The sequence below is a fragment of the Kordiimonas aquimaris genome (assembly GCF_025574485.1).
Taxonomy (GTDB): Bacteria; Pseudomonadota; Alphaproteobacteria; order Sphingomonadales; family Kordiimonadaceae; genus Kordiimonas; species Kordiimonas aquimaris.
Genome location: NZ_JAOBPO010000003.1, coordinates 673,560 through 685,802, shown reverse-complemented (window position 1 = coordinate 685,802; position 12,243 = coordinate 673,560). Strand labels below are relative to the sequence as shown.

Sequence of the window (12,243 nt, the reverse complement as noted above, 5' to 3'; positions counted from 1 at the left end):
TAATAGTTTTTGTGGAGGGAGGCTATCAGCAGGCGATTGCTGATTTTATTACTAACGAGAATATCTTGTTTCTTTATGAATATGGTTCCGCGAATAGCGGTCAGCAAGATCGTTTTTGATAAGCCTTCATTCTCAAAAAAGCATTCAGTTCGTACGAGTTAAGTTTTATGTTAGGTTTTCGCATTAAGCTTATCTGCAAAATGAATAGTTAGTTAGCCTCATATGTCTGGTGTGAAAATTATAACTTTTGTGATTGCAGTGTTCTTGTCATTTGAGGTTGCTACTCTACAAGCAAAGCCAAAACTTCTGCTGCTTGCCGAAGAGAACTATCCACACGCTACTCACAATATCCAAACTGGTGAGTTGGAAGGGATAGAGGTCGATATATTAAAGCAGTTGATGAATGAGACGGGTACAGAGTACCAAATGACACTTACGCCTTGGAACCGAGCATTCAGGCGCGCTCAGACAGAAAAAAATACATGTGTTTTTCCAATTAACTATACACCTGAACGCGCGGACCTTTTTCAATGGGTGCGTCCAACGCAGCTCGGTGGATGGGCAATATTTCAAAGGCCGGACAGTAATATAAACATCGAAAAGATCGAGGATGTTGCGGCCTATACTCTTGTTGGCAAGATGGGTACACAAGCTAATAAGCAGATTGAAGCTATAACCAAAAAACAGGTGCTTGAGGCCACGACAGATATCGCTGCGGTACAGTTACTTTATCGCGGTAGGGCAGATTTGCTTGTTAGCGGTATTAGGGACAGCCGTATCGCTGCACAGAATTCTAATTTGCTGCCGCCAGTGATAGTTTTTAATTGGAAACCTGCACAATTTGGCTTGGCGTGCAGCAAGGGAACGGATGTGAAGCTTATTGACGCTTTGCGTGAAGCAAATGAAAAACGGCTAGCTACCATAGGGAAGTAAGTATTTCTTCTTTTTCAGTATAGTGGCACAATGATAATGATCATGAATTGAGCTTCCTTGGGTTCCAAGTAGTGATGAATTTACTAGTTATTTTGACGTAGATAACTCACCGGAAAGCTAGCTTGATAGCATCAAGCCTAACTTGAGGATTACAAAACGTCTATTTAACACTTTATTTTTATTCCCGAATAAGTAATATGAATTACACTTATAGGGTGAAACACATGTTGGATATTGATGCGAAGCTAAGCCCAGAGTTTGAAAAAGCAGTTGAATGTTTAGTGCGAACACATGAGGCAGTTGATAAATATACTGCGTGTCATGGGAGTTTTGTCGGTGTGTTGGTAGAAGTATTGGCCACTACAATGGGAGCTAGTAATCAAGGAGCAAGGACTCTTAACTATGCTTCACGCCTGCATGATATTGGTAAAATTTCATTAGAACAGAATCTTCTTCATGCTCCGCGTGCTTTGTCGATAGAAGAGCGAAATCAAGTAAAAGGTCATTCCCTTGAAGGGGCGAATATACTGAAGCCCAACAACACTCCATTTTTTGATTTGGCTGCTGATATTGCAGCTACTCACCATGAATATGCTGATGGCAGTGGTTACCCATATGGATTGTCAGGTGAACAAATTAGTCTTGCAGCTAAAATTGTTACCTTTTGTGATGTTTATGAAGCTTTGCGAGCAAGGCGGTCTTACAAAGAAGGAATGTCTCACAGTAAAGTTGTAACAATTTTAACGAAAGGCGACGACCGCGTGAGCACGAAGATGTTTGACATACGTGTTCTTCAAGCCTTTGTTAAAATTGAGAAATTTTTTGAAGAAATGTACGATGATATGACACACACTCATCACTGAACGCTTTTCATAGTATGTCCAAAAATCATATTTGACCCACAAATATACTTGTTTAATTACCCGACGTAGTCACGTTGTACGTTCTATGACGGATATAAAAACGTGGTGATGGATAAAATGAACACTCCCAAGTGAACAAAGAGCCCAATATCAATGATAGAAACTAGGGCTCGCAAGGCACATATACTCCGTGCGCGAAACACAAGGGCTATCTCTTCGCTGAGGGATAAAGCAGTGTAATAATTATCGGGGAAATAAAACCCCTGAGATAGGATAAATATACTGAAAATTCGATATCTGCAGTGGGTTCTGTGTCCCATAGCAGCATGTAACGTGTTGCTGTGAGTGTGGCTATGCCAAACCACATACCCCATAAAGCCTTTTTGTAACCCAGTAGCACGTATGCAAGCGAAATAACGATTATCAGCCTGATACCAGTTTGCACATGCGTCAGCGTCATTGCATTTGCGGCATCTAATCCCCAATAAACGCTATATATCTTTGAAACATGATATAATATTAACAAGGCTGACAATGCGAAGATGATAGTGAGACGTGCCTTCAGGTATTTGTTGTGCGTTAATTTCCACAGATTCATTGTATATCTCGCTACGATTTGTGTGATTTTTGTGTCCAGTGTTTCAGCTATTTGGGAAAAGGTAAAGTATACTCATAGCAGAATACGCTGCCATGCCTTCGTTGCGCCGTATTCGATCACAATATTAACATAAGAAATTTAATTCTATCGTGAGCTGAAATCATCTTGTCGCCAAGCTCTTGCGCTCTTATCTATGCTCAGCCATAAAGACAACAGCAGCGATTACACACGCTATAACTGAAACAGGAATTCGAATTGATGAAACGCACCCTTAAACCTTTGTCGTTTATGTTTACGTTGCTTGTGGGTATGAATGCCGTGTCAGCTCAAGATTCTGATGCTCAGCGTGTTGTGCCGCAATCAAGAGAACAGGTTCAGCTTTCTTATGCGCCGCTTGTTAGCCAATCGGCTCCGGCAGTTGTGAATATATTTACACGCAAGGTTGTCCGTGCACGACGGTCGGCTATGTTTGACGATCCGCTATTTAAGCGATTTTTTGGTGATCAATTTAGTTTTGGCATGCCGGAGGAGCGCGTAAGAGGCTCGCTGGGTTCTGGAGTAATTGTAAGACCTGATGGTGTAATCGTAACAAATCATCATGTCATTGAAGGTGCGGATGAAGTAACGGTAGTATTGTCTGACCGCCGTGAATTTGATGCAGAAATTGTGCTTGATGACCCAAGAACAGACCTTGCTATTTTGCGTATTGACGCTGGTGATGAACCCTTAGCCACGCTTAGTTTGGCGGATAGTGATAATGTGCTTGTTGGTGACATCGTTTTAGCAATTGGAAATCCATTTGGGATCGGTCAAACCGTAACCAGCGGTATTGTTTCTGCAAATGCTCGAACACAGCAGGGCATCTCGGATTATGGCTTTTTTATCCAGACAGATGCTGCAGTTAATCCGGGCAACTCAGGTGGCGCTCTAATCGGTATTGATGGAGCATTGCTTGGTATTAATACGGCAATATATAGCCGAACCGGAGCATCAAACGGTATTGGATTTGCCGTGCCTGCCAATATGGTCAAGTCGGTACTGCGTGCAGCCTTGAATGAAGGGCAGTTGGTGCGCCCATGGCTTGGTGTTAAAGGGCAAACTGTCACAACAGACTTAGCGGCAGGACTTGGTTTGGACCGTGCTGGTGGTGTGCTGGTTGATGATGTATATGCTGACGGCCCTGCAGCTTTGGCTGGGGTAAGCCCCGGTGATGTTATTATGGCGGTTGATGGCAAAGAAATCATTGATGAGCAAGGGTTGAACTTCCGCGTTGCTACAATGCAGGAAGGTGAAGAGGTACCTCTGGCGGTACTTAGTGAGGGCTTTATTCAACAACGTATTGTATCGCTTGATTTACCGCCGGAAGATCCTCCGCGCAATACGCAGAAACTTGATGGGCGTCATCCGTTCCAGGGCGTAACAATTGCCAATATGTCTCCACGCTTTAACGAAGAATTACAAATAAATACATTCTTGCGTGGTGTAGTTGTTCTGGAAGTCGAACGTCGGACACCGGCCGGGCGTTATCAGTTCCTGATTCCAGGTGATGTTATTCGCGCCATCAATGGTGCTTCTGTTGAATATGTAGCTGACTTGGAAAACGTTATTGATGAAACTGCAGAGCGCTATGTTTATCAAGTGCAACGCCGCGGCCGCATGCAAGAGTGCACCATTGTTCCAAACCGGTCATATCGCTGTAATGTGATCCAGTAACTGGTGTCGGACTTATTTCAGACAACAGATGAAGAAATGATAAGGGGGCAACGCCCCCTTGCTGATCGGTTAAGGCCCGCTTCGCTTGATGAGGTGGTTGGTCAAGATCATTTGCTGGGTAAAGATGGTCCATTAGGCCGCATGGTTGGTAGCGGAAAACTAACCAGTCTTGTTTTGTGGGGGCCTCCAGGTACAGGTAAAACAACGATAGCGCGCCTTCTTGCCGGCCATGCTGATCTGGCATTTGAGCAGATATCTGCCATCTTTTCTGGCGTTGCTGACCTAAAGAAGATGTTTGAAGCAGCTAAAGTGCGCGGTATGAATGGGCGTGGCACATTATTATTCGTAGATGAAATTCATCGCTTTAATCGTTCACAGCAGGATGGTTTCCTGCCGTATGTTGAAGATGGTACAATCACGCTTGTTGGAGCAACCACAGAAAACCCTTCTTTTGAAATCAATAGTGCCTTGTTATCAAGAATGCAGGTTTTAGTGCTTAACCGTCACGATGATACTGCACTAGAGCACCTGTTAACGAGAGCCGAGGAAGAACTTGGTACAGAACTGCCTCTTGATGCATCTGCGAGAATAACGCTTAAAGCAATGGCTGACGGTGATGGCCGTTTTCTACTGAATTGTGTTGAAACGCTTATCAACACCACAACCGATGAAGTTTTGTCCTCTGATGCGTTGGCTCTATTTCTACAAAAACGCGCTCCTTCATACGACAAAGACCGTGACGGTCATTATAATCTCATCTCTGCATTGCATAAGTCGTTGCGTGGTTCAGACCCGGACGCAGCTCTATATTGGACAGCCAGAATGTTGGTGGCAGGTGAAGACCCGATGTATATTGTTCGTAGATTAGTACGATTTGCGAGTGAAGATGTCGGTCTTGCTGACCCTGAAGCCATTCATCAAGCACTGGCAGCGAAAGATACCTACGAATTTTTAGGTAGCCCCGAAGGCGAATTGCAAATTGCGCAGGCTGTGTTGTATCTGGCCTCTGCACCGAAGTCGAATGCTGCTTATAAAGCTGAGAAAGCAGCAAAGAAGACAGCTAAGGTTACAGGCAGTTTAATGCCGCCAGCTCATATTTTAAACGCCCCAACAAAACTGATGAAAGATATTGGTTATGGCAAGGGCTATGCGTATGACCATGATACTGAGGCAGGGGTGTCTGGGCAGAATTATTTCCCGGATGACATGGCCCGCCAGCAATTTTATGCACCAGTGGAGCGCGGTTTTGAACGAGAAATTCAGAAAAGGTTGGATTACTTCAATAAGGTTCGTACCGCCGAGGCTGATCGAATGTCCGGTGATCAGGAATAATGAAGCCTTTCTCGCATTTTGTCGGTATTGACTGGACTGGTGCTAAAGGGAAACGCCATAAAGGCTTGAAAATTGCAATTTGTGAAGCAGGCACACATGCCCCTGTGATAGTCCCTCCTAAATCGGGATATAAAGATTGGAGCAGGAGGGAGTGCGCGGAATGGCTTTCTGAGGGTGCCGGCTTGCCATCGGGATCACGTGTTTTAGTTGGTATTGATGCGGCGTTTGGCTATCCGTTTGATACGGACAAAGGGTATTTGCGCGGCGATCTTGATTTAAAGTCCGCTCCCTGTTTATGGGACGAAATTGCGCGAAAGTGTGATGGTGATGAGGATTTCTTTGGTGGTTCATTTGTACAGGCACATGCCCGACATTACCGAACGCAGCGCTATGATATTGCTTCTAAAAAGTTTGATACAGTTGTAGACAAACAGTTTTTCCGGCCTGAGCTTCGTGATTGTGAGCAAATTTGCATCAAAGAAAAATACGGCCCTTGCGAAAGCGTTTTCAATCTCATAGGCGCAAGCCAGGTTGGTAAATCTGCCTTATCTACAATGATTATGCTTAATCAACTTCGGTCTCATAAAGATATTTGCGTCTGGCCTTTTGATAACATTGGCAACCAACAACTGGTATTGGTGGAAATATACGCGGCGTTGTTCTCAAAGCTTGGTGGGCACAAAGGAAAAGTCAGGAATAAAGATACGCTGAATGCAGTTTTTGCTGAACTTATGACACAACCATACCAATTCGATTTACCTCTCCAGAGAGTAGATGACGAAACTGATGCACTGGTAACTGCTGCCGGGTTGCGTTTTATAGCGCATGATCGCAAATACTGGCATCCGCCAAAGCTTTCGACTAAGGTGCGCCGCACTGAAGGGTGGATATTCGGCGTAGTTTGAAGGAGCCGTTTCATGCAAATGATATTGGCTATCGGGTTTGGTGGTGCATTAGGTGCTATTGCACGGCATTATTTTGCTGGTGTCATCACTAAAGCGGTAGGGACAAGCTTTCCTTATGGTACGATGGCTGTCAATATCCTTGGGAGTTTAATCATGGGTGTTTTGGTTGCAGCATTTGCTGCCCGATTGAACGGAATGCCTGAACTCCGAGGGTTTTTGACGGTTGGTATACTTGGTAGCTTTACGACCTTTTCCACTTATTCACTGGAAACAGTGTTGCTCATTGAGCGAGGGGATTGGCAAGCTGCAATTATGTATGCATTTGGCTCGTTGTTTGTTGGTGTGTTGGCACTGATGTTTGGTTTATGGCTTGGAAGGCTTTTCGTGTGAGTGGTGTAAAAAACATCGAGATAACAAATGATGATCATGGCATCAGGCTTGATCGCTGGTTTAAGCGGCATTATCCGTATGCTTCGTTTGGGCAATTACAAAAAGTAATGCGTAAAGGTGAAGTGCGCCTTGATGGGAAACGCGTAAAAGGCAATGAGCGTATAGAAGCAGGTCAGGTCGTGCGCATACCGCCTACAGTTGTGACTGAAAGTGATACTCCGCAACAGCAGAAACAAGAACCTAAAAAGCTAAGCATAGACGAAATAAAAGAAGTGCAAAGTTGGGTTATCTATAAAGATGACGCAGTCATTGCGATCAACAAACCTGCAGGGTTAGCTACACAAGGTGGCACAGGACAAAACAGGCACGTAGACGGCCTTCTTCATGCGTTAAAGTTTGATTCTGCCCACCGGCCACGTTTAGTACACCGGCTTGATAAAGATACATCAGGCACATTGTTGCTTGGACGTAGCCCTAATGCTGCAGCTGCGCTGGCAAAGGCGTTTCAAACCAAAGATACTGATAAGCGTTATTGGGCATTGGTGGCAGGTGCCCCGCAAAACCTTGATGGTCGCGTTATCTTGAAAATGGATAAGTTGGCAATAAAAGGTAACGAACGTATGGTCGTTAGCGATAGCGGCAAGCATTCGTTAACAGATTACAGTGTGATTGAGCGAGCAAGTGGGGCAGCGGCGTGGCTTGCGCTAAAACCCCATACAGGGCGCACCCACCAATTGCGCTTGCATTGTGCGGAAATGGGGCACCCAATTGTTGGTGATGGTAAGTACGGTGGTCCTGCGTCGTTTCTGACAGGTGCTATTTCCCGGAAACTGCATCTGCACAGTCGTTTCATTACATTCCCGCATCCAGATGGTGGTGAATTGACGGTTACATCACCGTTATCCGAACATATGGCTGCGTCATTTGACTTTTTGGGATTTGACGTGAAGTCGTATGAAGACCCTGATTTTGAGTAATGTGTAAATGGCAATGAGCGACTATAATAAACTTGTTGTTTTTGATTGTGATGGCACCCTTGTTGACAGCCAACATATGATTATGAGCGCTATGCATGCTGCGTATGATAGACTGGGTTTGCCAAGAGAGAATGATCTGGCTATTCGGGCTACTGTTGGCCTTAGCCCTATTGAAATAATGAAGATACTTCGTCCGAATGATGATGATGAATTTCATCTCGAAATGACTAAGGCATTCAAAGAGAGTTTTTACCACCTCCGTGTAACAATGGCTGCAGAACCGGACCCATTGTACCTTGGAACCAGAAGTGCTTTAGAAGAACTGCGAGATGAAGGTTATCTGTTAGGCGTCGCTACCGGAAACTCTAACCGCGGCCTTGCGCGTGTTATTCAAGAACACAACCTCGATGGGTTTTTTGTTACGCTTCAAACGGCAGACAACCATCCATCAAAGCCACACCCGTCGATGATGCATACAGCGATAGCTGATGCCGGTAGCCATGAGGCTTTAACGGTTATGGTTGGCGATACCAGTTTTGATATGAAAATGGCACGAGCAGCCGGATGCCACGCTGTTGGTGTTCGTTGGGGTTATCATGACACGGCAACCCTGCAAGGAGGCGGGGCGCATCATATTATTGATGTATACGATGAATTGGTGCCGCTCATTGGTCAGCTTGGGAGATAATCATGCAAGATCAGAAAAATGAATTCCAAGACGAACTCAATAAACCACGTATTGGATTTTTGATTACCGCAGCAATTCTATCAGCGCTTTCGCTTGGGGTGTACTTTTACGAGGCAGATATTGTTTCAGATAACTCGGCGCTTGCGTACTCACTGCTATTAATCACACTAGTTCTAGCTGCGATGTTTTTTATGCTGTGCTACCGGGTTCCGCGTATTGGTAATCGGTTGCTTGGTTATCACAAGATGGTTGATGAACCGGATAAGTCTGGAAAATCGGATGTTCAGTTTTCTGCAGGTTTCAAGCAAGAAACCGCAGCAGATAAGAAGAGAATGAATACGCAGCGTAAACAGGCCAGATATTCACGGCGAAAGCTTGCTGCTATAACGCGCGAAATGAATCAGGAAAAGTCACAAGCTGATAATAGCGTGACTAAACCAGATAGTAAGACAGATGATCAGGGCAGTGCCGAGTGAAAAGATTTTATGATACCGTTGCGGTAAAAGAGTTGGCCGGGGTTTTTGCTGTAACACTTGATGGCCGCGAAATTAAAACACCACAAAAACAACTGCTGGCGATACCTGTGCGTGAATTGGCGCAAGCGGTTGCGGCTGAATGGGTAGCACAGGAAGATGATATTCTACCTGACAGCATGCCATTAACCCGCATGAGCAACACTGCACTGGATCGTGTTGGTCCACGCCGCGAGATTGTTATCAACGAATTGGTCAATTATGCCCACACTGATTTGCTTTGTTATCGGGAAGATGCTGAACAAAGCCTTATTAAACAACAAGAAGAACATTGGCAGACAGTGCTGGATTGGTTGGATGGTGAGCATGATATCCATTTGCTATCAACATCTGGTATATTGCCGATCACACAAAACGATAAGGCAATCGCCCGCTTGTCTGCGATCATTTCACAATTATCTGATTTTGAGTTAACGGCTTTTCATGCGCTTGTGACAGGGTTTGGGTCTATCTCGCTTGGGTTGGCGCTTATCAAGGGTTTCCGTAACTTTGATGAGTGCTGGAATGCCAGTATTCTGGAGCAAAGCTTTCAGGAAGAAGCATGGGGAACCGACAGCGAAGTTGACGAAAAACGTACCGAGTTAAACGCTGAAATGCAGATGAACCTGACTTTTTGGCGTTTGCTACAAGGCTAAAATGCTGGAAAAGCAAGAGAATAGCAGATAAGAAGACGATTGAAGCGGACATGGTCCTGTCTTTTCAATGGTTTAGTTCAGGGGGGTGGCGCATCGCATATGATCATTGCGGTGTCGGTCAACACCACCAGAGGGAAAGCACACATGAAACAAATTGTCGAAGAGCTTGAAATTAAAAGAGCTGAAGCACGTTTAGGTGGTGGTCAAAAGCGCATCGATGCGCAGCACGCCCGTGGAAAGCTGACGGCACGTGAACGGATTGATCTGCTGTTAGATGAGGATAGTTTCGAAGAATACGATATGTTTGTTGAGCATCGTTGCAGTGACTTCGGTATGCAAGAGCAAAAGTTTGCCGGTGATGGTGTTGTGACAGGCTCTGGCACCATTAATGGTCGTTTGGTTTATGTTTACAGCCAAGACTTTACAGTTTTTGGCGGATCGCTCTCGGCAACACACGCACAGAAGATCATCAAGGTTATGGATATGGCCATGAAGGTTGGTGCGCCAGTTATCGGTCTTAACGATAGTGGTGGTGCTCGTATTCAGGAAGGCGTTGCCGCACTTGGTGGTTACGCTGATGTGTTCCAGAAAAATGTTCTGGCGTCTGGTGTTGTGCCGCAAATCTCTATGATTATGGGACCGTGTGCCGGCGGTGCTGTATACAGCCCAGCGATGACCGATTTCATTTTCATGGTGGAAGATACGTCATACATGTTTGTAACCGGCCCTGACGTTGTTAAAACGGTTACAAATGAGGTTGTTACGCAGGAAGAATTAGGGGGGGCTTCTACGCACACCACAAAATCAGGCGTAGCGGATAAATCTTTTGCAAATGACGTGGAAGCATTGGTGCAAATGCGCCGTTTCTTTGACTTTTTACCACTCAATAATCGTGAGAGTGCTCCCAAGCGGCCAACTTTTGATAAGTCAGCACGGGTTGAGAAATCTCTTGATACAGTTATCCCGTCAAACCCGAACAAGCCATATGATATGCATGAAGTCATCAATAAGATTGTTGATGAAGGTGATTTCTTTGAATTACAGCCACGTCATGCTGGCAATATTTTAATTGGCCTTGCGCGGATGGACGGCGAAACGGTTGGTATTGTTGCTAACCAGCCGATGGTGCTTGCAGGCTGTCTGGATATCGATAGTTCAAAGAAAGCGGCCCGTTTTGTTCGTTTCTGTGATTGCTTCAATATCCCGATTGTTACATTGGTGGATGTGCCAGGTTTTTTGCCTGGAACAGCTCAGGAATACGGCGGTATCATTAAACACGGTGCAAAGCTTTTGTTTGCATACGGCGAGGCAACCGTTCCCAAGATTACTATCATCACACGAAAAGCATACGGCGGCGCTTATGATGTGATGGCATCCAAACATTTACGCGGTGATTTAAACTACGCATGGCCTACGGCGGAAATTGCTGTAATGGGCGCGAAGGGTGCGGTGGAAATTTTGTACCGCAAGGAAAAAGACGACCCAGAGAAAATCGCTGTACGCACAAAGGACTACGAAGACCTGTTTGCTAATCCGTTTGTTGCTGCGCAGCGCGGTTTTATTGACGACGTGATCATGCCGCATAATACACGATTACGTGTGATTAAGGGTCTCAAGAAACTTGCAAACAAAGAGCTTGAGAACCCCTGGAAGAAACACGACAACATTCCCTTGTAAGGATAGCAGGCCGTTATGCGTAAGCATATGCTGACATCTGAGAACGAGACAATGAACGGTATCCGTGTTCGAGGTACCGAAGTTAGCCGTGTTGAAGGCTTAACTGATGCTGTTTTCGGACTTGCTGTAACGCTTCTGATTGTTTCCGAAGAAGTGCCGAAAACAATCAACGAGCTTTTCGCGTTGGTCATGGGGTTTCCGGCTTTTGCTGCGACTTTTTTCTTAATGCTAGTGATATGGAATTGGCATTATAAATATTTTCGTAAATTCGGTTTGAACAATAAAAAGGTAATCAAAGCTAACGGTATACTGCTTTTTCTTGTTTTGCTGTTTATGTTTCCCCTGAAGTTTTTTGCCAGTTTCGTTATTGATTATATTATTTTAGAAGGCTGGTTTGGTTTCGAAATGCCAGTGAATTATTCCATCTCATATGATCAGTATAATATATTGCACGTTTTATATGCGTGTGGTTTTGCATCTGTTTTTTGGTGTTTTTCATGGCTCTACAAAATAGCCTTCGATGAAAGAGAACTACTCCAATTAGACGATAAGGAAGCACTGCAAACGCAGGTTCATATTAAATCTTTTCTTATCGTTGGTATTGTTCCACTTTTCACAATACCTATGCTTTTCTTGCCAACTGCTTATGCGCCTTTCATTGCTGGTTTTGCCAACATTCTCGTTTGGCCGATACAGTGGCTATACGTACGCCAAACAGCCATAAAACTGCGTGCGATGTCAGAATCTACAAAAGGTAATGCATAATGGCTAGACCATTACCAAAAGATGTAGAGCAACAAATAGCAGGTATGGCGCGCCGTTCAGAGGCTCGTTCTGTTGGTGTGATGGGTTTTATGCTTGGTATTGCATGCGGTGTTGGCATAGGTGCTTCGTTTGTTCCTGCGGATAGTGGGTCATTATTTTTTCTAATTGGTGCAGGCGGTGTTGCCGCACTTTGGTTATTTGCTGCGCTTCGGCGCAAACAACAGTAGGAGCGTG

At 44.9% G+C, this 12,243-nt stretch carries 13 protein-coding genes; all 13 read left to right on the top strand.

Features of this window, described 5'->3' with window-relative positions; all coding sequences use genetic code 11:
- The first annotated feature begins 222 nt into the window (after positions 1-222).
- The 13 genes from OEU88_RS12965 to OEU88_RS12905 all read left to right on the top strand — a co-directional run bounded on the left by OEU88_RS12965 (position 223) and on the right by OEU88_RS12905 (position 12,236).
- The gene (locus OEU88_RS12965; protein ID WP_262695614.1) at positions 223-933 is read left to right on the top strand and encodes a substrate-binding periplasmic protein; all 711 of its coding nucleotides are present in this window, start codon (positions 223-225) and stop codon (positions 931-933) included.
- Positions 934-1,157: 224 nt separating this feature from the next.
- A complete protein-coding gene (locus OEU88_RS12960; RefSeq protein ID WP_262695613.1) occupies positions 1,158-1,796 on the top strand; it encodes an HD-GYP domain-containing protein in 639 nt (212 codons plus the stop codon).
- An 856-nt stretch (positions 1,797-2,652) separates the two neighbouring features.
- On the top strand, positions 2,653-4,107 hold the full coding sequence (locus OEU88_RS12955; protein ID WP_262695612.1) for a Do family serine endopeptidase: 1,455 nt from the start codon (positions 2,653-2,655) through the stop codon (positions 4,105-4,107).
- Between the two features lie 36 nt (positions 4,108-4,143).
- Complete coding sequence (locus OEU88_RS12950; protein ID WP_394805267.1) at positions 4,144-5,439, top strand: replication-associated recombination protein A; 1,296 nt, start codon at positions 4,144-4,146, stop codon at positions 5,437-5,439.
- Entirely contained in the window at positions 5,439-6,344 is a 906-nt protein-coding gene (locus tag OEU88_RS12945; protein WP_262695610.1) for a hypothetical protein, read from the top strand. Before OEU88_RS12950 ends, OEU88_RS12945 begins: the two co-directional genes overlap by 1 nt.
- Positions 6,345-6,356: 12 nt before the next feature.
- Positions 6,357-6,734, top strand: coding sequence for a fluoride efflux transporter CrcB (gene crcB / locus OEU88_RS12940; RefSeq protein ID WP_262695609.1), 378 nt, complete (start codon positions 6,357-6,359; stop codon positions 6,732-6,734).
- Complete coding sequence (locus OEU88_RS12935) at positions 6,731-7,711, top strand: RluA family pseudouridine synthase (protein WP_262695608.1); 981 nt, start codon at positions 6,731-6,733, stop codon at positions 7,709-7,711. The genes crcB and OEU88_RS12935 overlap by 4 nt, the downstream gene beginning before the upstream one ends.
- A 13-nt stretch (positions 7,712-7,724) precedes the next feature.
- A complete protein-coding gene (locus OEU88_RS12930) occupies positions 7,725-8,399 on the top strand; it encodes an HAD-IA family hydrolase (RefSeq protein ID WP_262695607.1) in 675 nt (224 codons plus the stop codon).
- Between the two features lie 2 nt (positions 8,400-8,401).
- The gene (locus tag OEU88_RS12925) at positions 8,402-8,875 is read left to right on the top strand and encodes a hypothetical protein (protein ID WP_262695606.1); all 474 of its coding nucleotides are present in this window, start codon (positions 8,402-8,404) and stop codon (positions 8,873-8,875) included.
- A complete protein-coding gene (locus OEU88_RS12920) occupies positions 8,872-9,567 on the top strand; it encodes an ATP12 family chaperone protein (protein ID WP_262695605.1) in 696 nt (231 codons plus the stop codon). Before OEU88_RS12925 ends, OEU88_RS12920 begins: the two co-directional genes overlap by 4 nt.
- Positions 9,568-9,711: 144 nt before the next feature.
- Positions 9,712-11,244 (top strand): acyl-CoA carboxylase subunit beta, encoded by a 1,533-nt coding sequence (locus tag OEU88_RS12915; RefSeq protein WP_262695604.1) that lies wholly within the window; start codon positions 9,712-9,714, stop codon positions 11,242-11,244.
- A gap of 15 nt (positions 11,245-11,259) precedes the next feature.
- Positions 11,260-12,009 (top strand): TMEM175 family protein, encoded by a 750-nt coding sequence (locus OEU88_RS12910; RefSeq protein ID WP_262695603.1) that lies wholly within the window; start codon positions 11,260-11,262, stop codon positions 12,007-12,009.
- Complete coding sequence (locus OEU88_RS12905) at positions 12,009-12,236, top strand: hypothetical protein (RefSeq protein WP_262695602.1); 228 nt, start codon at positions 12,009-12,011, stop codon at positions 12,234-12,236. Before OEU88_RS12910 ends, OEU88_RS12905 begins: the two co-directional genes overlap by 1 nt.
- Positions 12,237-12,243 lie beyond the last annotated feature (7 nt).

Bases quoted from the DNA above. Each gene is read 5' to 3' on its own strand.
- OEU88_RS12965 (WP_262695614.1), top strand. From the start codon at position 223: ATGTCTGGTGTGAAAATTATAACTTTTGTGATTGCAGTGTTCTTGTCA.
- OEU88_RS12960 (WP_262695613.1), top strand. From the start codon at position 1,158: ATGTTGGATATTGATGCGAAGCTAAGCCCAGAGTTTGAAAAAGCAGTT.
- OEU88_RS12955 (WP_262695612.1), top strand. From the start codon at position 2,653: ATGAAACGCACCCTTAAACCTTTGTCGTTTATGTTTACGTTGCTTGTG.
- OEU88_RS12950 (WP_394805267.1), top strand. From the start codon at position 4,144: ATGATAAGGGGGCAACGCCCCCTTGCTGATCGGTTAAGGCCCGCTTCG.
- OEU88_RS12945 (WP_262695610.1), top strand. From the start codon at position 5,439: ATGAAGCCTTTCTCGCATTTTGTCGGTATTGACTGGACTGGTGCTAAA.
- crcB (WP_262695609.1), top strand. From the start codon at position 6,357: ATGCAAATGATATTGGCTATCGGGTTTGGTGGTGCATTAGGTGCTATT.
- OEU88_RS12930 (WP_262695607.1), top strand. From the start codon at position 7,725: ATGAGCGACTATAATAAACTTGTTGTTTTTGATTGTGATGGCACCCTT.
- OEU88_RS12925 (WP_262695606.1), top strand. From the start codon at position 8,402: ATGCAAGATCAGAAAAATGAATTCCAAGACGAACTCAATAAACCACGT.
- OEU88_RS12915 (WP_262695604.1), top strand. From the start codon at position 9,712: ATGAAACAAATTGTCGAAGAGCTTGAAATTAAAAGAGCTGAAGCACGT.
- OEU88_RS12910 (WP_262695603.1), top strand. From the start codon at position 11,260: ATGCGTAAGCATATGCTGACATCTGAGAACGAGACAATGAACGGTATC.
- OEU88_RS12905 (WP_262695602.1), top strand. From the start codon at position 12,009: ATGGCTAGACCATTACCAAAAGATGTAGAGCAACAAATAGCAGGTATG.